Source organism: Candidatus Paralachnospira sp. LCP21S3_A2 (assembly GCF_052118925.1).
Classification (GTDB): Bacteria; Bacillota; Clostridia; order Lachnospirales; family Lachnospiraceae; genus Lientehia.
In genome coordinates, this window is sequence record NZ_JBQKGG010000011.1 from 58,377 (window position 1) to 78,536 (window position 20,160).

The window sequence follows — 20,160 nt, forward strand, 5'->3', positions numbered from 1 at the left end:
AGTTATGCCCTCCCTTCCATTTTTTCAAATTTCCAACTGGGAACCTTACACACCGGACATAGCTCCGGAGCTATGTCACCAACATAGACAAAACCACAGACCGTGCAAACCCAGACACCGGTGTTTTCCAACATCTTGTCTCCCTCAGATTCATATCGAGTCAGCAGAGATTGGAGCATTCGGGTAACCTTTTCACTCCACACCTGACAGCGCAGACCACCCCGATCAGGCTTTTCACCGGCCATAGCATTGCCATAGGGATACCCTACAGACAAATCCTTGTCAATGAGTTCCAGCAGCTTGGCTGTGCTGGCCTCCTCGATGGGCGCAGCCTTGCTTCTGAAGAACTCTGCCAGTTTTCTGAAATCATCTGCCTGCTGGGGCAGATACTGCTTTTCGCAGCCACGGGCCAGATTGGAGCAGATGATGCTCATTTCCATGGGAGAGAGTTCCTTGTCCACATGGGGCTTTTCAAGGACCTCCTGGGACGCTGTTTTTTCTTCTTTGGGTTTGAAAGCGTCTTTGCCTGCTTTACAGACAGGACACTTCCAATCGGCAGGTAGGTCTTCCCACTTGCCACCGACAGCTTCATCGTGAATATATCCACAAATGCCGCAAACATATTGTTTCATAGGTTTTACCGCCTCCTTTATCTATATTTTATCAAATCACGACACATATTCCGTGACTTAATCACCTATTTCAGTCGCATGAGTGATGGCCGCAGCCGTGGGAACCGCAAGAGTGACCTTCCCCATGGTGGTCGTGATGATCACAACGGACATTGGGGTTGAAGTCCAGCTCGCCTGCTGCCAGTGCTTCTGCTGCTGCATCAGCGTTGCCGGAAACACCACCATAAAGCCGGATACCCACATCGCTCAATGCCATCTGGGCACCGCCGCCAATACCGCCGCAGATCAGGGCATCCACCTTCAGTGCACTCAGGACGCCTGCCAGTGCACCATGTCCGCTGCCGCCAGCATCCACAACCTCAGACGAAATGATTTTTCCATCTTCCACATCGTAGATTTTAAACTGTTCGGTGTGACCGAAGTGCTGAAAGATTTCTCCGTTTTCATAAGTGACTGCAATTCTCATAATATTATCTCCTTTCGGTTTTTCGTGCATCGGATGGATTTTTTGCTGATAGCAAATTCTGCACCCGTAGGCTGCGCTGTTTCCGCTGCAGAGTGTAAAATCCCCTCCCTCGATTCGCAGAGGAAGTCCCTCAACCAGCGCATCGGCCAGTTTTTTGCGGGCAGCTGCATAAATCTGCTGAACCGTTGTTCTGGCAATACGCATATATTCTCCGCATTGCTCCTGAGAAAAACCTTCACGGTCAATCAGGCGAATGGATTCATACTCATCCACATTCAGGACAATGGGAGTCAGTTCCTCGCCGCCACGAACCGGAACAAAACCATCATTATCCGGCAAACAACAAACTTTTCTGCATTTTCTCGGTCTTGGCATAGATTCACCTCCATATTATTTGCGGCATATGCCATTTATACGACCATTGTACATCTCCTTTTCCTATATGTCAATGGAATTATTGACATATGCCATAAATTGTTTTATACTATGTGTATTCAAGGAGGTGTACCCATGGATTTTTCATCCTATTTTCCAATTTGGAACAAACTGACACCGACCCAGCAGCAGATTTTGGAGCGAAATGCAGTTTTACGAAAAGTGGATAAAGGGACTGTGATTCACAACGGAACTGTGGAGTGTACCGGTCTTCTGCTGGTAAAAAGCGGACAGCTTCGTGCCTATATTCTTTCCGATGAAGGACGGGAGATTAGCCTCTATCGTTTGTTTGATCGGGATATTTGCCTGTTTTCCGCCTCCTGTATGATGAACAGCATTCAGTTTGAGATCACCATTGAGGCGCAGAAGGATACCACGATGTGGGTTATTTCTGCTGACACTTATCAGCGCTTAATGAAAGAGTCTGCTGTGGTAGCTAATTTTACCAACGAAATTATGGCTACCCGTTTTTCTGAGGTTATGTGGCTCATGGAGCAGATCATGTGGAAAAGCTTTGATAAAAGGCTGGCAGAATTTCTGCTGGAGGAATGCAGCTTAGAGGAAACAAACATCCTCAAGATTACCCATGAAACCATTGCGGGCCACATGGGCACCGCCCGTGAGGTAGTTACCCGAATGCTTCGCTATTTCCAGAACGAGGGTATGGTGAAGCTGGCGCGGGGCACCGTGGAGATTTGTGAAGAAAGGAGATTGCAGGAACTTTCTGATACATAGAAGACCTGTATCGTTGATGATGAAAATAGTATTGCTCACCGCCCTCGGCGTGGGGGGCGCGACCATTTTTGGAAGTCTCATTGGCTTTGTCTTTCGGAATATCTCCCACAAATTCTCCGACATAGTGCTGTCCTTTGCGGCAGGTGTTATGCTGTCTGCGGCTGTACTGGGACTAATTCTGCCATCTCTCAATTATGGCGGAACCCATGGGATCCTCGTTTCCATCATCGGGATCTTTACTGGGGCGGTGTGCCTGAATCTCATTGATAAGCTGGTTCCCCACCTGCATAAGCTGGTGGGAACCGATACGGAAACACACCGCAGCACCAACCTTGACAAGGTATTGCTGTTTGTCACAGCCATCGCGATCCATAACCTGCCGGAGGGGATTGCCGCCGGTGTCAGCTTTGGAAGTGAAGACACGGCGCAGGCGATGATGATCGCCTGCGGTATCGCCCTGCAGAACATCCCCGAAGGCATGGTGATCATTGCGCCCATGCTGGCAGCAGGCGTATCCCCGGTAAAAACCTTTGTCTGCGCTATGGTGACCGGGCTGATCGAAGTCGTTGGTACGCTTCTGGGATATTGGGCCGTAAGCATTGCTTCGGCCATTCTCCCCTTTGCTCTGGCCTTTGCGGGAGGAACCATGCTCTATGTCATCAGTGATGAAATGATTCCCGAAACCCATGCCCACGGCAGCGAGACCGAAGCAACCTATGCGCTCCTGGCCGGATTCTGTGTGATGCTGGTCAGTGATTTCTTTTTGGGGTAAAGTGTGATTCAGATGTTTGAAATGTTTGCTGCAGTCAGAGGATGAAAATCCGCCGCATCTCTACCAAAATTGTTGGAGAGATGCGGCGGTTGTTTATTTGTCCATTCCGCAGGCCGTAGCCGATTCAATGAGACAGCGATCATTGGTCACAGCATCATAGAACCGGAAGCCGCCGGAGAAGTTATAGCAGTCAAAGCCGTTTCCGGCCAGGATACGACAGGCAATGTAGCTGCGCAGACCGCTCTGACAGATGACGTAGACAGGCTTACGCTTGTCCAGCTCACCCAGCCGCTCCCGCAGCTCGTCCACCGGGATGTTAAAGAAGCCGTCAATGTGTCCGTGTGCGAATTCTTCCACAGTGCGGGTGTCCAACAGAGTTACGCTTCCGTCACGAGGAAGACGATCTGCATCTTCCAGATGCCATTGTTTCAGAACACCGTTTGCGATATTCTCAACCATAAAGCCAGCCATATTTACCGGGTCTTTCGCAGAGGAATAAGGCGGTGCATAGGCCAGATCCAGATCCTTCAGTTCCGTGGCTTTCATTCCTGCCCGGATAGCGGTGGCCAGCACATCAATGCGCTTATCCACACCTTCATAGCCTACGATCTGCGCACCCAGCAGGCGATAAGTCGCCTTTTCAAAGACCACCTTCATTGTCATGACTTTCCCGCCGGGGTAGTAACCTGCATGGCTCATGGGCGACAGGATAACCGTATCAACATCCAGCCCTGTTTTTCTGGCGTTGGTCTCATTTACGCCGGTAGTAGCGGCAGTCATGCCAAAGATCTTGATGACACTGCTGCCTTGGGAGCCGGTATAATGGCTGTCTCCGCCACAGATGTTGTCCGCAGCGATTCGTCCCTGTTTATTGGCAGGGCCAGCCAAAGAGATCAGAGCATCCTGCCCGGTGACGAAGTGCTTCACCTGCACCGCATCGCCCACGGCATAGATGTCGGAAATGGAGGTTTCCATTCGGTCATTGACCACAATACTTCCTTTAATGCCCAGTTCCAACCCGGCATCCTTTGCAAGGGTGGTTTCGGGAGAAACACCAATGGCCAGGATTACCATATCCGCATGGAGAGGCTGTTCGTCTTTCAGCAGCACATCCACGCCGCCGTCCCTTTCCTCAAACCCTTCTACGGTATGACCAAGTGCCAGCTTTACACCGTGCTTGCGCATTTCATTATGGATGAAAGAAGCCATATCGGCATCAAAGGGATTCATAAGCTGTTTTGGACGCTGGACAATGGTGACATCCATCCCCAGCTCTCGCAGGTTTTCTGCCAGCTCCAATCCAATGAAGCCACCACCTGCCAGTACAGCGGATTTGGGATGGTTTGCATTGATGTAATCCTTGATGCAGAAGGTATCTTCAACAGTGCGCAGGGTAAACAGCTTATCAAGACCTACACCGGGAAGCCGGGGCTGGGTAGGCTTGGCTCCGGGAGAGAGAATCAGCTTGTCATAGCTCTCCTCGAACTCCTCACCGGTTTCCAGATTTTTCACGGTAACTTCTTTTTTTTCGGGATGGATAGCCGTGACCTCATGACGCACCTTCATGTTTACATGGAACCGGGAGAAGAAGCTTTCCGGGGTCTGGAGGGTCAGATCCGACCGATCGGTAATCACATCACCGATATAGTATGGCAGACCGCAGTTGGCATAGGAGATATACCCCGAGCGCTCAAAAACTACGATTTCTGCCTGCTCATTCAGTCTGCGAATACGGGCGGCAGCGGTAGCACCGCCTGCCACACCGCCTACAATGACAACTTTCATATTATCGTTCCACCTTTCCTGCATAAGCGGAAATTCCGCCTATGTTTTTCACGTTGGTATAACCCATCTGCTTCAAAATAGCAGCTGCCTGACGGCTTCTTGCACCGCTGAGACAATGAACAAAAATGGGGGTAGATTTATTGTCAATCATGCCAGCCACTTTGCTAATGGACTGCAAAGGAACATTTTTACTGCCGGGGATATGCCCCTGCCGGTATTCGTCGGGGGTGCGAACATCCAGCAGGACTGCGCTATCCGTAGTGCTATATTCTTTGACACCCTGATTGATGTCAGGGCCTTTCAGGAAATCGAAGAATCCCATCTTTGCACCTCCTTACAGCATGGCGAGAATCTGAGCCTTAGGTCTGGCACCGGTGACTTGATTGACAATCTTTCCGTTCTTCATAACCACCAGAGTGGGTATGCTCATCACACCGAACTGCATAGCCAGTTCCTGTTCCTCATCCACATTAATTTTAACAACCTTGATATCGGAGCGCTCCTTGGCAATCTCCTCTACCAGAGGAACTACCATGCGGCAAGGACCACACCAGGGAGCCCAGAAATCCATCAGGACGGGCTTGTCCGAGTTCAAAACCTCTTGATTGAAATTGTTTTTATTAACACTGATAGCAGACATATTTAAGTCCTCCTGTTTTCTTTTTTATGGCTTTATTATATCCAGTAGTCGTTCCTTGTTCTGTGATTTTATCACTTATCGCCGGTGACTGTTTCACCGGGCCAACTATTAATTCCGCCGATCTCAATGATATTGGTGTAGCCCAGTTTCACCAGTTTTTCAGATGCCTGCTTACTCCGATTACCGCTGCGGCAGTATACCAGAATCAGCTGATCTTTATCCGGCAGTTCAGAGATATCCTCTGTGCCAATGGATTCGTTGGCAATATTGATAGCACCGGGAATATGCTTTTCGCTATATTCCTGAGCAGTACGAACATCGAGGATGATGTATCCGGTTTCCTCCTCCATCATCGTAATAGCTTCCTCCATAGTAATCTGTCGATAGGTTTTTTCAGCGGATTGCGTTGCACAACCAGAGAGAAGCAGTAAAGTCATTAAAATGGGAATGATTCTTTTCATGTGTATACCTCCATATTTTGAAGATAGGGCAGCCGTTTCCAGCTGCCCTGTTTCCTTTTTTATGTTCTTGCCATTCCGTCTACACTGAGCACAACGCCCGTGATATAGGATGCTTCGTCAGATGCCAGGAACACAAATGCATTGGCAATATCCTCCGGCTGACCCAGGCGGCGCAGAGGGATCTGCTTGATGAGCGGATCAATTACTTCCTTGGGAACAGCCTTCATCATATCGGTCAGGGTAATACCGGGAGCGACCGCATTCACTCGAATACCCTTCGGACCCAATTCTCGGGCAAGGGAAACCGTCAGGCCATTGACAGCAAATTTGGATGCGGGATAAGCAAAGCCACTGGGCTGGCCGTAAATGCTGACCATTGAGGAGGTGGAGAGAATAACACCTTGACCTTTTGCAATCATGCACTCACTGGCGGCTCTTGTAGCATTGAACACGCCTTTTACATTCAGATCCATAACCTTATCAAAGGTTTCCTCCGTATACTCGGTAAAGGGAGTGCTTTCGGATACACCGGCATTGTTCACCAGAATATCAATGCAACCGTATTTTGAGGCAGCTTCTCGGAACGCATTGCGGACAGATTCCAAATTGGACAGGTTAGGACTGATTCCCGCAACTGTTGCATCAGGGTACTTTTCTTTCAGCTGCGCAACCGCTTTGTCAGCAGAACCTTGTGAGCTTGCGGTCAGGATTACCGTAGCACCTTCCTTCAAAAATTTGTCTGCGGTAGCGTAGCCAATGCCACGGCTGCCTCCGGTGATGATTGCAACTTTATCTTTCAGTCTCATAAGAATACCTCCTTGTGTTTTGTATTTGTAGTATAACCTGTTTCGGAGGCGCTCTCCGTGATAAAATCACATTTTTCCAAGAAGGAATGATAGAAAAACCGAGTGTCCCTTTCCTATTTTCCGAACAGATCGCTGTGCGTTCCTGTTCGGGATAATGTCAGTATCAGTAAATCATCTTCAATCCGATAGACCAACAACCAATCTGGCTGAATATGGCACTCACGATGTCTAAACGATGTCTAAATTCTTGTTCATTCCTTTAACGCCCTCAATGCTTCTTCAACATCAGAGTAGCGTTTTACGGACGGATCACGGGCAATGCGCTCCGCTTCCAGCATTGCCGCCATCGTCTCCTTGTTCGGTTGATCCAGGCGAACATCAAAAGGAAAACCGCCGGCACGGAGAGACTAGCGAAGAAACACATTGATTGCGGTGGTAAGGTTAATGCCTAATTCGCCATAAATCGCTTCGCACTGTTTCTTAATATCGCTGTCCATACGGACGGTGAAATTAGTAGTGGTAGCCATGAATGTCAACTCCTTTCTTTACTACTGCACCTATATTATATGCATTTTGCATTGCAAAGTAAATGATTTTGGAGGATTGCCATGGCCTGCTGCTTCCATGTGAGCACCGACTAGCTGCTCATGGGGAAAGATCATGACAAGATGGACAGCCACACGAAGCCTCTGGATGTGGTGACTCAGATGACAGAAATCGCAAAAGGCCTGAAAATCTGTACGAGATCCTATATTCCAATTTTATCAGTTATAACTGATAAAAAGTATAATTTACCAAATTTCATCAGTTATAACTGATGAAATCCTTCCATGTCACGAATATTACACATTATTCGCGGTCGTGAAAAGCCGGTAAAACATAAAAAGTAAGCCTGCAGGAGCTCCGCAGGCTTGCAAGGTATTACAGCAGTTCTGCCATATACAGAGGCAGATGGATGATTCCGTCTTTGACCATAACATCCTTGGTATAAAGAATATAAGAGTTGCCAATGGCAGAAGAAAAGTGTTTACGGAATTTATCCAAAGAAGAATGGGAACGGTAATTGCCGGATTTCACTTCTACGGGGGCAATTTTCTTTCCCTCGGTAATCAGGAAATCTATTTCCATGTGGTTTTCCCGGTTCCGACTATCGGAGCGGGAATAGAAATACAGGCGTGAACGACTGTGGCGAAGCATCTGCGCAACAATGTTTTCCATCAGCATTCCTTCGTTGATATTCAGTTTATCAAAGAGGATCGCGCGATATAGTTCGTTGTCTGTGTATTTCTTATCCTGGAAAGTGTGCGTCACAAGCAGTCCGGTATCTGCCATATAGCACTTCTGTGTGGCATGATCAGCACTTAGTGCAAGCCCGACATGAGGGTCTGTTGCATTGAAGCAGGTATTTACTACCATGGCTTCATTCAGCCATACAAAAGAATCCTCAAAGGTTCGAAAACGAGCCTGCTTTCCGAGAGAAGAAAGCTTGTATTTCTTTTCCTTTTTGGAAAGCTGCCCCGGAATGCCATCAAACACGGCAAACACTTTATCCTCATAACCTTCTGCAAATTTTGCGACATCTTCGCGATACAGCTTCAGGATCCTGCGTTTGGCAACATCGGATGCCTCGAAGTCTTTGCCATTCCTATAAGCAAGAACAGACTGAGGCATACCCCCGACCAGAATGTACTGGCGGAAGTCGTTCATGATCTTCCGGTGAAGTGTTGCACCAAGGGGTTTCCTGGTTTCAAAGCAATGTCGGATCAGCGGATAAGTTGCTTCGTCGCCCATAGCCCAAAGGAACTCTTCAAAATCCAGCGGAAACATCTCAATATGATCCTCTTCCGACGGAATAATGATATCCTGTACATTCTTTTTCAGTCGGATCAGTGAACCTGTTTCAAGGTAATCAAACCGGCCATCTGCTACAAGATATTTGATAAGCTGGCGTGCTCTTGGGTATTGCTGCACCTCGTCAAAGATGATCAATGACTCACGTTTATGAAGAGTTGTGGAGTAAAAAGCTGCGAGCTTTGCAAAGAACAAATCAAGATCTGCACTATCGTTGACGAACAGGTCCAGTACATCTGTCGGAGCCCGTCCAAAGTCGATCAGAATATAGCTTTTGTATTCCGCCTTCGCAAATTGCTCGGCAATAAAGCTTTTGCCAACACGACGCGCTCCGTCAATCATCATGGCCGTCGTCCCTTTGCTGCTGTTTTTCCAGGTAACGAGCGCATCATATATTTTTCTTTTCAGCATTCCATCACTTCCTTTGAGGATAGTATATCCATAATATGATCTGATTATAACTCTGAAATCACGAAAAAGCAAGTTCAGACGCTCATGATTTACACGAAAAAGCAAGTTTGATATTCTTGAAATCGCACGAAAAAGCAATATTAAAATTCTTAGAATTGCATGGAAAAGCAAATCCAGGACATTGATTCGGAACTTCTGCTAGAAAGCAGGGGGCTTTACATAAATGATTAAAGCATTTTTAACTCGTAATAACGAGTTAAAAACAAATTTAACTCAACACGAAACGAATTAAAACGAGTTAGAATCGAATTAAATGCAAGTAAGAGATAGACAATGGCAGCAGCCCCTCAGCCTCAAAGGCAGGCCTGGATACACTGAGTATATTTCAGCGTATCTGGGTCTGCCTTTTATTTATTGTTATTTGCCGCAACTCCCTTCTGCTGAAAAAACTATAGCAAATCCGTACAACCAGGGCGGGCAACCCGTACAGCCGGTACCTAAAAACATCCATCCGTATGGACTAAACTTGTACATGTAAGGAGCCAAACGACTCCTCTACAGGAACCTTGAAAATTACATACCATTCTTCAGGCACAACCCTATGATGGGGAGCCACATCAGCGGATGAACGCAACGATCGCCATTAGGAGGCGGGAGCGTGAACTGGCCTGTAAGTATCGGATTGCTTCCGATATACAGCATTGATCCATCACAGCACAATGATACTTCTGTACGCAGCTCGGTGAGAACCACGGAGGGGTTAGATTCCCATGGATCTGGTAGCAGCCAGACGCCTGAATGCATTCCCGGTAGGTCAGAGCACCTGCCAGTTCCCAGGGGTGTCGAGGACAAATGTGGGGATAACATATTATGCGACTATGCAGAGCCATGCAGCGATGCAAAACCAGGTGCTTGCACATGGGTTTTGTCATCGATATATGGCGAGTTAACCACATGAGCAAAAAAGCAGCATAGCTGCGGTTTTGCGAATGGGGTGCTGCATAGTTACTGGGAGAAAAAGCCCTTAGCGGCTTTCTTGGGTGGGAAGCGATATCCCGCCCTTTTACATAGAACCTACATGAGGAGGAGAAAACATGCTTAGAAAAAATTGGAACTATAGACGCGGTGATATCTATCTGGCAGATCTGGGCGAGCATCGCGGAAATATTCAGGGCGGCGTTCGACCGGTCATCAATATTCAGAACAATAGCGGTAATTTCTTCGGACCGACGTTGATCGTCGTGCCGCTTACTACGGAACTGAAGAAGCTGGGCCAGCCTACACACTGCGTTCTCAAAAAGCAGCGCGGTCTGGATGAAACCTCCATGAGCGAGGCGGAGCAGATCGTCACCATCAATAAGTGTCAGGTAATCAAATACCTGGGACGAACGAGTCAAAAGCACATGGAGCGCATTGACGACAGTATCCGCGTAAGTCTTCATCTGGATCCGGAGGATCCGATTCCTATTCCGGAATCCGTGGAATTCCCATGACGATCAGATTCAGATGAACAGAGATAAATAAAAGAAAGAGAGGACATACATAATGGAAAACACAGTAGTATATGAGAACCCTATTCCGGTTGAAGAGCCGGTTCTGAAAACGATGTGCTATTCGATAAGCGAGATTGAGTTGATTCTTGGTATCAGTAGGCCTTCGGTTCTGAAGCTCCTGAATAAGAATGAATTCAAGTGGTTTAAGATCGGAACCGTCTATCGAATCTCCAAACCCAGCTTTGAAGAGTGGATGCAGAAAACACTGTAATTGTCAAGGATGTCGATGGAGGCTTTTGGCCGGATTGACATCCTAACAATTCAAAAGAATATCCGGTACCTTTTAACCAGGTCATATGACCTGGTTAAAACTTTATAAGGAGGTCGCATAGATGGCGAATGAAAGAACGACAATGTCAGTCTCGGAAATGCAGTGCATGCTGGGGATAAAAAAGACTGACGCCTACTGGCTGGTACATAAGAATGTCTTTGAGACGATTATCGTCGAGAAAAAGATGCGGGTAGTAATCGCGAGCTTTGAAAAATGGTACGCAAATCAGGTGAAGCACTCAAAGGTGGATGGTCCGCCGCCGGGAGCTGAACTCAAAGCCTACTCCTATTCTGTTCAGGAAATGGCAAATCTTCTCGGTGTATCCGATGATGTGGTTTATGCCATAATCAAGCGGGATCACTTAGAGACCTTTGAGGTGGATTACTGGAAGCGAATCCGAAAAGATGTGTTTGAGACCTGGTACAAGGGACAGACAAAGTACCGTACAGCTGAAGATCGGGAACGGGATAAGGCGCAGGAGGAAATGGGCTATACCATGCCGGAGATCGCGAAGATGCTTCTGATTTCAAGAAAAGAAGTGTATAACCTTTTGGCCAGTCCCAAATGTGCCGGTGTATTCGAATACTTCACGGTGGCTGAAAAAAAGCGGATCACAAAAGAAAGCTTTGAGACCTGGTACCGAGGACAATGCAAATACATAAAATTTGAAGATCGTTCCCCCGAGGAACAGGAAAGGATTCGAATGCTGCAGAAACAGGAAAAGCGGCCAAGGCTGATGGTGGATCCAAACAAGCAGGCCTACGATATCAAAGAAACCGCTGTTCTTCTCGATGTTCCGGTGCATGAAATACGCAGGATGATATCCGAAGAAGAATTGGAGGCAAAGAAATTTGGGAACCGCTATCTGATTCTCAAATCAGAGATCGAATGGTGGCTCCTTCAGCAGAAAATGGATGTAGAAAATTGAAAGGAGACAAGTCATGGCATCAATCGTGCAAAGAGGAAACCGATACAATGTCGTCTATCTGTATGATGCAGAAGACGGAAAACGAAAACAGAAATGGGAAAGCTTTAAAACTTTGGCAGAGGCAAAGCGCAGGAAATCTGAGGTTGAATATCGGCAGCAGATAGGAAGCATGGTGGTTCCTACATGCAAAACGCTGGAGGACCTTTTAAAGGAGTATGTGGCTCTCTACGGTAAGAACACCTGGTCCATCTCCATGTATTCCAGTACAATTGCTCTCATTGAAAACTACATAACTCCTTTCATCGGCTCCATGAAGCTTTCGGACATTACCGCCCGTGTTCTGGAGAAGTATTATATGCAGCTTATGACCACACCGGCAGCGCGGAAAGCTACTGATAAGAAGTACACCAAGAAAAGAGATTATGTAACAGCCGGAACTGTAAAGAGAATTCACAATGTCCTTCGCAGCGCTTTTCATCAGGCTGTGAAATGGGAATTGATGGAGAAGAATCCCGCAATCTATGCGACAGTTCCCAAGCCGGAGGTCCATAAGCGTGACATCTGGGATGCAGAAACCCTCTTCCGTGCTCTTGAAGTATGTGAGGATGATCGTTTGAAGCTGGCCATCAACCTGGCCTTTGCCTGTTCCATGCGTATCGGAGAGATTCTTGGTCTTACCTGGGACTGCATCGATATTACGCCGGAAAGCATCAAAGCCGGTAAAGCCTTTGTTTATATCAACAAGGAGCTTCAGCGAGTGGATAAGTCTGCTCTTGATGCTCTTGAGAAGAAGGATGTGCTTCGTGTCTTTCCGGATATGAAAGAGAACAATAAAACAGTTCTGATTCTGAAAAAGCCAAAGACAACCAGCAGCATTCGAAAGGTGTTTCTTCCGAGAACCGTTGCTGAAATGCTGGTCAAGTGGAAGCTGAATCAGGACTTTACAAAAGAGTCCGTGGGAAAGGAGTATATCGATTACAATCTTGTTGTGGCGAACTCCCTTGGAACCCCGATTGAGCATTCCCGTATCACGTCTCTGTTTAAGGAACTGATCGAAACGCATGATCTGCCCAAGGTCGTGTTTCACAGCCTTCGTCATTCCAGTATTACATACAAGCTGAAACTGAACGGCGGAGATATCAAGTCTGTTCAGGGTGACTCCGGTCACGCAGTAGCAAGTATGGTAACCGACCAGTATTCGCATATTCTGGATGACGACAGAAAATCGAATGCAGCGCGTCTGGAAGAAGCCTTCTACAGCGGGAAAGACCTGAATCCGGATGTGCAGAGAAATACACCCGATGCAGAAAGCGCCGATCCTTCCGATGCTTCAGACGCCCCCGGTATCAATCAGGAGCTTCTTTTGAAGATCCTGTCCAATCCGGAGATGGCAAATCTTCTCACAGCATTGGCCAAAAGCCTGAAATAAAGTACAGAATATGGCTGTTACTCCTAACTTCTAATTTTGGCGATAGTTTCCCTGTCGTCTAATGCTTGCCTGTGTATATATCAGTTCATATTTGATTGCTCAGTTACTCCAAAAATTATTACCGATTTGGTAATATTTTTGCCTCGAGGTCCTTTACATCGTGGTTAATACATGGTACAATATCGTTACCAAAAAGGTAACAAAAAACGGAGGTGATTGACAAGCTTGGGAATGCAAATCCTCTATAAGAACAAGACAGCTGAAAAACAATTCAGTTCGAAATATAAAAAGAACTGGAAATATCCTGAACAGGTAAAAAGGAAACTTGAAGCTGCTGAAAACTTTATAAAAAGCTCGTCTTCACTTTTAGACATTGTGAACTATCCCCCATTTCATTTTCATGGTCTGCATGGTGATCGAAAGGGAGAATGGAGCATATATTTAGGGAATACTGGATATAGAGTTACCATGATACCTTGCGATGATAATGGAAATGAAATTATAGATGGCGATATTATGGCTAAGTGCAGAATGATTAAAATAGTATGTATAACGGAGGTGTCAAACCATTATGAGTAACATAACTGAATACAATGATATAGTGGCTTTTCACCCTGGATACTATGTTGCAGATATTATTGAGGACATGGGAATTAGCCAGGCTGAGTTTGCCACACGTATGGGGACAACTGCAAAAACGTTGAGTAATTTGGTTAATGGCCAGATTAATCTGTCTAATGATCTTGCGAAAAAAATAGCCGTGATGCTTGGAACGAGTCCAGAAGTGTGGTTAAATCTTCAAAGTGCGTATGATCAGAAGCTTATTGAAATCGAAATGGCGAAAGATTTTGATGCTCAAAAAGCAATTGTGGGAATGATTGATTATTCGTATTTTGTAAAAGTGGCAAATCTTCCGGCAACGAGGGATGTTCGAGAAAAAGTGGGGAACCTATGCAAATATTTTATGATTTCAAATTTGCAAATTCTTACACAGCCGGATTTTTTGGTAAATTTCAGAACTGGGATCTCAAACGTGGAAGAAAAAAATATGATTAATGCCCGAGCATGGATCCAAACAGCAATGAATTTTGCCAAAAGCATTCAGACTAATAGATTTGATGCTGATAAGCTTAGAACAGCTTTACCTGAACTTAGAGGAATGACTGTAAAAAATCCCGAAGACTTTCTGCCAAGAATGAGAGAAATTTTTTCAGAATGTGGAGTCGCGTTTGTTCTATTGCCCAACTTAAAAAACTCGGGTATAAATGGTGCGGTTAAATGGGTAAATAGTGACAGAGTGGTTCTTGCAATGAACAATCGTGGTCTGGATGCCGATAAGTTTTGGTTTTCGCTTTTTCATGAGATTAAACATGTTTTACAGCAAAAAATAAAGACCGTGTTCATAAGTGCAAGTACAAAAGAATTGACGGAATTGGATAATACACTCGAAAGAGATGCAGATGAGTTTGCTTCCAACTATTTGATTTCAAATGCACAGATGAAACAATTCTCACCTAATAAGTATACAACAGATGAGGAGATAGTTGCGTTCGCAAAGTCGATTGGGATTCATCCAGGAATTGTAGCCGGTAGGCTGCAGCATGAAAAGATTATTCCACCTAACCGTTGTTCTCATCTTAAAGAAAAGTATGTTTTTTCTTTTTGAGATTCATCTAATATCATTGGAGATATCTTGTCAAGGATGTCATTTGAGGAAAAAACCTTAAGTGACATCCTAATTTTTATCTTCAGTTTCTGTTATCCTCTCATCAGATCGATCGAATATATCTGAAACAGAGGTGGAGGAAATGAATAAACCGGAAAAGACAACAATGTCTGTCCGTGAAATGAGCCAGATTCTTGGATTGAGCAAAACAGAATCCTATTGGCTCGTACACAAGCAATGCTTTGAAACTACTCTCGTTCAGGGAGTTATGCGAGTTAATGTCAAAAGCTTTGAACACTGGTATGCGAATCAGATCAAGCACAAAAAGGTTGATGGAACTCCTCCCGGTGAAGAACTGCGGTCGTACTCCTATTCCGTTCAGGAAATTGCGGATCTTCTCGGGGTGTCTGATGACGTAGTTTATGCCTTGCTCAAGCGGGATCACATTGAGACCTTTGAGGTGGATACCTGGATGCGTATCAGAAAAGACATTTTTGAGACGTGGTACAAATCGCAACGCAAGTATCGAACCGAAGCAGATCGAGAACGAGATGCTGAACTTGAGGCTGCATCCATGACAATGCCGCAGATGGCAAGACTTCTGGGAATTACACGTAATGAAGTATATTCTATCATCGGTAGGAAAAAGAATCAGGGTATCTTTGATATTATCGTAGTGGCAGACAAGAAGCGTATTTCACTGGAAAGCTTCGAAAATTGGTATCAGAGTCAGGAACGCTATCAGAAAGTAACAAAGAAAACCTCCGGGCTTCAGAACGACCTTGAAAAGGTCGATGATTTTGAGCGTACAGCTATTCTTTCTTCTGATCGCACCAGTTTCACCGCAAGAGAGGCAGCATTGTTAATTGGAGTATCGCAACGGGATATCTACCGAATGATAGAGGATGAATTGTTGGACAGCTTCACGGTGGGGAAAATGATCCGTATTCGCCGTTCAGCCCTAGAATGGTGGCTGTCCCCACAGGATACAACCTTTCAAAAGGAGGTGCGATAAATGGCATCTCTTGTTGAACGTAACAAACGATATTATGTGGTATATTCCTATGAAGATGAAAAGGGAGAAAAGAAACAAAAGTGGGAAGGCTTCACCACAAGAGCGGATGCAGTCCGTCGCAAGTCAGAGGTTGAGTACCGGAAAGAGGTTGGAAGCTTAGTAATTCCGCAGTGTGAGACGATGAATGAACTTCTGAAAGAATACATAGCCATGTACGGAAAGAGCAACTGGTCGCTTTCGACGTATTCCGCCAATGTAAATATGATCAAGAGCTATATACAGCCCTATCTTGGGGCAATGAAGCTAGAAGATATTACAGCCAGAGTTCTGGAAAAGTATTACCAGTCGATGTTGAGGACACAGGCCGTTCCGAAGTGTACAGATAAGAAATATAAGAAAGAAGTATCTTTTGTTTCAACAGAAACCGTACGGCGTATACATAAGCTTTTACACTGCTGCTTTGAACAAGCAGTCCGTTGGGATCTGATGATTCGAAATCCTGCGCAATATGCTACGGTTCCCAAATCAACAAGAAAGCAGAGAGATATTTGGACCGCTGAAACTCTCATGAAGGCGGTGGAACTTTGTGATGATCCAAAACTAAAGCTTGCAATCAATCTGGCATTTGCCTGTTCACTTCGTATTGGTGAACTTTTGGGACTGACCTGGTCGTGTATTGATATTTCGGAAGAAAGCATAAAAAACGGCACAGCTTATGTATATGTGAACAAGGAACTCCAACGAGTTGACAGAGCTGCTCTTCGTCAACTGGAAGAAAAGGATGTTATCTTCGAGTTCCCTGTTCTTTCAGAAAAGAACAGAACACAGCTTGTCTTGAAGAAACCTAAAACAGCAACCAGTGTTCGGAAAGTTTTTCTTCCTCGCACAGTTGCAGAAATGCTGGTAGATTGGAAAAAGGACCAGGATGAGCTTCGGGAAGCGCTGGGTCCTGAATACGTGGATTATGATTTAGTATTCACCGGATATTATGGAATGCCTACGGAGGCTTCTTCGATAACCGCTTCATTTCAGAAACTGATTAAGGAAAATAATCTTCCCAAGGTGGTTTTCCATAGTCTCAGACATTCCAGCATCACTTACAAGTTAAAACTGAATGGCGGCGACATTAAAGCAGTTCAGGGCGATTCCGGACATGCACAGGCAAAAATGGTTACCGACCAGTATTCACACATCCTTGATGATGATCGGAAACTGAATGCACAGTTATTTGAGAACGCTTTCTACCAAAAGAGAGAAGTCATGCAGCCTGTTGAAGATTCCGGAGCAACTGAATCAGGAAATCAGGCATCGGTTTCTGCTGACGACAGGCGGCTTCTGGAAAAACTTATGAGTGATGAGTCAACGGCTGCACTGCTGATGGCGCTGGTGAAAAAACTCACATAAAAGAGAAAATATTTCAGGTATTACATAGCCCACAGTTCCTTGCAAAAAAGGTTCTGTGGGCTTAAAATATCTAAAAAAGGCGATAGCTGGAAAATGTTCCTACCGCCATTTTTAGATATATCTAATTTTTATCTAATCAGAACGGGCGTACACGCATGAACATCTAAAAACACAGGTGAACACAGAGCGATACGGAATCTGAAAAAAGCTTGAAAAATAAAGACATTCGTGAACATACACAGACGAAAATGCACCGTGATAACCAACCGCCAGATTTGCTCCTAAGCGGAAGGTCGTGTGTTCGAATCACATCAGGGACACCAGCGCACTATCGCGGAAGGTTTCTCACGAAATCTTCCGCGTTTTTGTTCAGAGTACGGGAGCATCCAATCGAATCGCAGCTATTTTTACAAGTGATAAGCGTTTGGAAGAACTGGTAAGCAAAAAAGCAGAACCCTGCAACCGATCTGAGCAGGAAATTGCCGGCTATCGTGAAGTGCTTTCCACAATTCACGAAGGCTATGAATATATCAATCCAAGATCGAACATTATTTTACAGTTACATCGAGATCTGTACTCCTATTCACAGGGGGCTGCCGGTGGAAGTTATAAAAACTCTGATAATGTAATTGCAGAAACAGATGCCGAGGGTCATCAGAAAGCACGTTTTATTCCGGTTCCCGCATTTCAGACTGCTGAAGCGGTGGAAGAACTTTGCACTCGCTTCTTTTTATGAAGCCCTTCAAGCAAGTTCTACTGGCTGGCATGAGGGTGAAAACAGCTATGAGCCTTTTGTTAAGTATTATCTGGGTATCATGCTGAAAGCATATAATGAATTTGAAAGTCGTGTAGAGCATTTGAAGCATCGCAGTCTTTCTAAGCCTGATAGAATTAAAGCAGTTATTGATAACAAGGTTGGCAAGATTACAAAGAAAGAAATCATGGAGCTTTGTCCTGATATAAGCAGAGTTACCGTGGAAAGGACTTTGACGGATCTGGTTAAGAGCGGGTATATCGCAAAGGTTGGTGCAGGTCCATCTACCGGCTATGTCCGTATTTAATGTAATGGGGCTGTCGCATTAACGTGCGGCAGCTCATTTTTTCTGTATTTCTCAAAATCTGAGGATTAAACAGTCTGATTTCCGCAATCATAATATGTACTTTGTCGGAAGATCCAGTTATACTGGCAATAACAACAGGGTATTGCATGGAAGAAGAGGTGAGCAGATGGATACAGCACAGAGAATAAAGAGAATCCGGATGATTGAAAAAATTGAGAAAAATCCGGAATTCAGTGATAAAATTGGTGTGAGAAATACATCTGGATTTATATCAGGAAAACAATCAAAAAAGTGAATGGCTCAAATCATAACAGGAGTCAGAAGGAGCAGAATATGTTATCGTTATTATTTGCAATCTGTATGATCTGGTTTATTGGAAAGTTCTTTATGTTTGGAATAAAAGTATCCTGGGGAATCATGAAACTGCTCTGCACAGTAGTAGTCTTCCCGGTCATCTTAATAGGGATGGTTATCGCTGGACTGATGTACATAGCTTTTCCGCTGCTGATTATTGGTGGAATCATAGCACTTGTATCATCTCATTCATAAAGAAGATAAGGGGGAAGATTTATGGGATATGATATTGAAAAAGAAAAGAGAGAAGCAATAGATGCCGGTCGTAGAGCAATCAATAGTTTGAAAACAGCCAGAGATAACCTGAACAGTGCAAAGAACTGGGGACTGGCAGATATGTTTGGCGGGGGATTTTTTACCACAATGTTCAAACAGTCTAAAATGGAACAGGCCAGACAAAACATGGAACAGGCAAAATATGATCTTCGCAATTTCAGCAGAGAGTTGAATGATGTGAATATGGCATGTGATCTGAATCTCAATACAGGGGACTTCTTATCGTTTGCTGATTATTTCTTTGATGGATTTGTTGTGGACTGGATGGTACAGGATCGAATCAATAATGCCAGACATCAGGTGGAAGAAGCAATCCGTAGAACGGAATACATCATAAACCAGTTACAGCATATGTAAGAAAAGAGGCAGTGAACCACAGACAGGTTCGCTGCCTTGTTTTTTCGCAATTATTTCTGTTTTTCTTTTTCTTCTCGGAGCAATTCAATGTTCAGTCCCTGTTCTCCGGCTGTCTTATCAATCCAGAGATTCAGAGAATCTATGGCCAGGGAGATTTCATCCAGCTTGTTGCTGATAACTGCAAAATCTTTTATCTCATCGTCACTGATTTTACCATCACGGGCAATCTGAATCAGGCGTGTGGTCAGAGGATTGATCTCATTCAGACTGGCAATGGTTTCCAGAATTATATTGGATAAGTCGGAGATTTCGATTTCCGGAACATAACGATGTCCGATCTCACATTTATGAGAGCAGTAATAATTACAGAGATCTGGACGTTTATAAGCATCAGCCATCTGTACAATATCATAAGGTGCAGGTTCCTGCACTTCATATTCGAACTTTTCAATTTTAGAATCAGAAACAGCAGACATTTTTTCACTGGCCTCTGACCGGGTAAGACCGGCTTCTTCCCGGCAGATCTGATAAATCGTCTTGTTTTCTCTCGTAGATTGTTTCCCCATGAGAATAACCTCCCTGTATATCGCAAAACATGAGGATTATCGGGCGGTAAGTCCACATGCTGTACGTGTCTATTTCCTATATATACTCTATTATACTGAAATCATAATAAAACAGCAAGAAATAAGCAGGGGTTTTTATACCCCACCTGTTGATATACACTGTAACCATCAGAGACCTAAAATGAAAAATTAAACCTGTACTTTGACAACTGAAAATGGCTATAAAAGGTCTAGTTTACTTTTTCTACAGCCCTTTCCAAGGCATGATATATTGGTTATATCGATT

Annotated in this window: 22 protein-coding genes and 3 pseudogenes; 14 read left to right on the forward strand and 11 right to left on the reverse strand. The window is 44.9% G+C overall.

What is annotated here, in order from left to right; translation table 11 throughout:
• Nucleotides 1–2: 2 nt before the first annotated feature.
• Together ACTQ3K_RS09075 and ACTQ3K_RS09080 are read right to left on the reverse strand one after the other, a co-directional pair.
• Entirely contained in the window at nt 3–632 is a 630-nt protein-coding gene (locus tag ACTQ3K_RS09075) for a rubredoxin-like domain-containing protein (protein WP_441567243.1), read from the reverse strand.
• A 70-nt stretch (nt 633–702) separates the two neighbouring features.
• The gene (locus tag ACTQ3K_RS09080) at nt 703–1,473 is read right to left on the reverse strand and encodes a NifB/NifX family molybdenum-iron cluster-binding protein (RefSeq protein ID WP_441567245.1); all 771 of its coding nucleotides are present in this window, start codon (nt 1,471–1,473) and stop codon (nt 703–705) included.
• Between the two features lie 135 nt (nt 1,474–1,608).
• Between ACTQ3K_RS09080 and ACTQ3K_RS09085 the strand changes: the two genes are divergently transcribed.
• Both ACTQ3K_RS09085 and ACTQ3K_RS09090 read left to right on the forward strand, forming a co-directional pair.
• A complete protein-coding gene (locus ACTQ3K_RS09085; RefSeq protein WP_441567247.1) occupies nt 1,609–2,268 on the forward strand; it encodes a Crp/Fnr family transcriptional regulator in 660 nt (219 codons plus the stop codon).
• Between the two features lie 16 nt (nt 2,269–2,284).
• A complete protein-coding gene (locus tag ACTQ3K_RS09090) occupies nt 2,285–3,040 on the forward strand; it encodes a ZIP family metal transporter (protein ID WP_441567249.1) in 756 nt (251 codons plus the stop codon).
• Nucleotides 3,041–3,133: 93 nt separating this feature from the next.
• Here ACTQ3K_RS09090 and ACTQ3K_RS09095 read toward each other — a convergent pair whose 3' ends face one another.
• The 8 genes and pseudogenes from ACTQ3K_RS09095 to ACTQ3K_RS09130 all read right to left on the reverse strand — a co-directional run bounded on the left by ACTQ3K_RS09095 (nt 3,134) and on the right by ACTQ3K_RS09130 (nt 8,994).
• On the reverse strand, nt 3,134–4,825 hold the full coding sequence (locus tag ACTQ3K_RS09095) for an FAD-dependent oxidoreductase (RefSeq protein ID WP_441567251.1): 1,692 nt from the start codon (nt 4,823–4,825) through the stop codon (nt 3,134–3,136).
• A gap of 1 nt (nt 4,826) precedes the next feature.
• Nucleotides 4,827–5,147: a rhodanese-like domain-containing protein gene (locus ACTQ3K_RS09100; protein ID WP_441567253.1), complete on the reverse strand. Its 321-nt coding sequence runs from the start codon at nt 5,145–5,147 to the stop codon at nt 4,827–4,829.
• Between the two features lie 12 nt (nt 5,148–5,159).
• Nucleotides 5,160–5,465, reverse strand: a complete 306-nt coding sequence (gene trxA, locus ACTQ3K_RS09105; protein WP_118718022.1) for a thioredoxin — start codon at nt 5,463–5,465, stop codon at nt 5,160–5,162.
• Between the two features lie 71 nt (nt 5,466–5,536).
• Nucleotides 5,537–5,926 carry a rhodanese-like domain-containing protein gene (locus ACTQ3K_RS09110; protein WP_154433131.1) on the reverse strand — a complete coding sequence of 130 codons (390 nt, stop codon included), beginning with the start codon at nt 5,924–5,926 and terminating at the stop codon, nt 5,537–5,539.
• Between the two features lie 59 nt (nt 5,927–5,985).
• A complete protein-coding gene (locus ACTQ3K_RS09115) occupies nt 5,986–6,732 on the reverse strand; it encodes an SDR family NAD(P)-dependent oxidoreductase (protein WP_154433130.1) in 747 nt (248 codons plus the stop codon).
• 113 nt (nt 6,733–6,845) lie between these two features.
• A pseudogene (locus ACTQ3K_RS09120) lies at nt 6,846–6,959 on the reverse strand (type II toxin-antitoxin system mRNA interferase toxin, RelE/StbE family); the annotation flags it as partial.
• Nucleotides 6,960–6,983: 24 nt separating this feature from the next.
• Nucleotides 6,984–7,259, reverse strand: a pseudogene (locus ACTQ3K_RS09125) (type II toxin-antitoxin system RelB/DinJ family antitoxin).
• 394 nt (nt 7,260–7,653) lie between these two features.
• Nucleotides 7,654–8,994 carry an ATP-binding protein gene (locus ACTQ3K_RS09130; protein WP_349141987.1) on the reverse strand — a complete coding sequence of 447 codons (1,341 nt, stop codon included), beginning with the start codon at nt 8,992–8,994 and terminating at the stop codon, nt 7,654–7,656.
• A gap of 1,094 nt (nt 8,995–10,088) precedes the next feature.
• Between ACTQ3K_RS09130 and ACTQ3K_RS09135 the strand changes: the two genes are divergently transcribed.
• The 12 genes and pseudogenes from ACTQ3K_RS09135 (at nt 10,089) to ACTQ3K_RS09190 (ending at nt 19,308) form a co-directional block, all read left to right on the forward strand.
• Nucleotides 10,089–10,487 carry a type II toxin-antitoxin system PemK/MazF family toxin gene (locus ACTQ3K_RS09135; protein ID WP_441567255.1) on the forward strand — a complete coding sequence of 133 codons (399 nt, stop codon included), beginning with the start codon at nt 10,089–10,091 and terminating at the stop codon, nt 10,485–10,487.
• A 52-nt stretch (nt 10,488–10,539) separates the two neighbouring features.
• Nucleotides 10,540–10,758, forward strand: coding sequence for a helix-turn-helix domain-containing protein (locus ACTQ3K_RS09140; RefSeq protein ID WP_321038988.1), 219 nt, complete (start codon nt 10,540–10,542; stop codon nt 10,756–10,758).
• A gap of 121 nt (nt 10,759–10,879) precedes the next feature.
• Complete coding sequence (locus tag ACTQ3K_RS09145; RefSeq protein WP_441567257.1) at nt 10,880–11,746, forward strand: helix-turn-helix domain-containing protein; 867 nt, start codon at nt 10,880–10,882, stop codon at nt 11,744–11,746.
• A gap of 13 nt (nt 11,747–11,759) precedes the next feature.
• Nucleotides 11,760–13,175 carry a tyrosine-type recombinase/integrase gene (locus ACTQ3K_RS09150; RefSeq protein WP_441567259.1) on the forward strand — a complete coding sequence of 472 codons (1,416 nt, stop codon included), beginning with the start codon at nt 11,760–11,762 and terminating at the stop codon, nt 13,173–13,175.
• Nucleotides 13,176–13,400: 225 nt separating this feature from the next.
• A complete protein-coding gene (locus tag ACTQ3K_RS09155) occupies nt 13,401–13,754 on the forward strand; it encodes a hypothetical protein (RefSeq protein WP_441567261.1) in 354 nt (117 codons plus the stop codon).
• On the forward strand, nt 13,747–14,841 hold the full coding sequence (locus tag ACTQ3K_RS09160; RefSeq protein WP_441567263.1) for a HigA family addiction module antitoxin: 1,095 nt from the start codon (nt 13,747–13,749) through the stop codon (nt 14,839–14,841). Before ACTQ3K_RS09155 ends, ACTQ3K_RS09160 begins: the two co-directional genes overlap by 8 nt.
• 142 nt (nt 14,842–14,983) lie before the next feature.
• A complete protein-coding gene (locus ACTQ3K_RS09165) occupies nt 14,984–15,856 on the forward strand; it encodes a helix-turn-helix domain-containing protein (protein ID WP_441567265.1) in 873 nt (290 codons plus the stop codon).
• The gene (locus tag ACTQ3K_RS09170) at nt 15,857–17,260 is read left to right on the forward strand and encodes a site-specific integrase (RefSeq protein WP_441567267.1); all 1,404 of its coding nucleotides are present in this window, start codon (nt 15,857–15,859) and stop codon (nt 17,258–17,260) included.
• 310 nt (nt 17,261–17,570) lie between these two features.
• Nucleotides 17,571–18,321 (forward strand): annotated as a pseudogene (locus ACTQ3K_RS09175) (Fic family protein).
• Nucleotides 18,322–18,487: 166 nt separating this feature from the next.
• Complete coding sequence (locus ACTQ3K_RS09180; RefSeq protein ID WP_441567269.1) at nt 18,488–18,616, forward strand: hypothetical protein; 129 nt, start codon at nt 18,488–18,490, stop codon at nt 18,614–18,616.
• Between the two features lie 38 nt (nt 18,617–18,654).
• Nucleotides 18,655–18,870 carry a hypothetical protein gene (locus ACTQ3K_RS09185; protein ID WP_441567271.1) on the forward strand — a complete coding sequence of 72 codons (216 nt, stop codon included), beginning with the start codon at nt 18,655–18,657 and terminating at the stop codon, nt 18,868–18,870.
• Between the two features lie 21 nt (nt 18,871–18,891).
• A complete protein-coding gene (locus tag ACTQ3K_RS09190) occupies nt 18,892–19,308 on the forward strand; it encodes a hypothetical protein (protein WP_441567273.1) in 417 nt (138 codons plus the stop codon).
• Nucleotides 19,309–19,358: 50 nt separating this feature from the next.
• On the opposite strand, the gene ACTQ3K_RS09195 is transcribed toward ACTQ3K_RS09190, so the two are convergent.
• Nucleotides 19,359–19,874 (reverse strand): helix-turn-helix domain-containing protein, encoded by a 516-nt coding sequence (locus ACTQ3K_RS09195; RefSeq protein ID WP_441567275.1) that lies wholly within the window; start codon nt 19,872–19,874, stop codon nt 19,359–19,361.
• Nucleotides 19,875–20,160 lie beyond the last annotated feature (286 nt).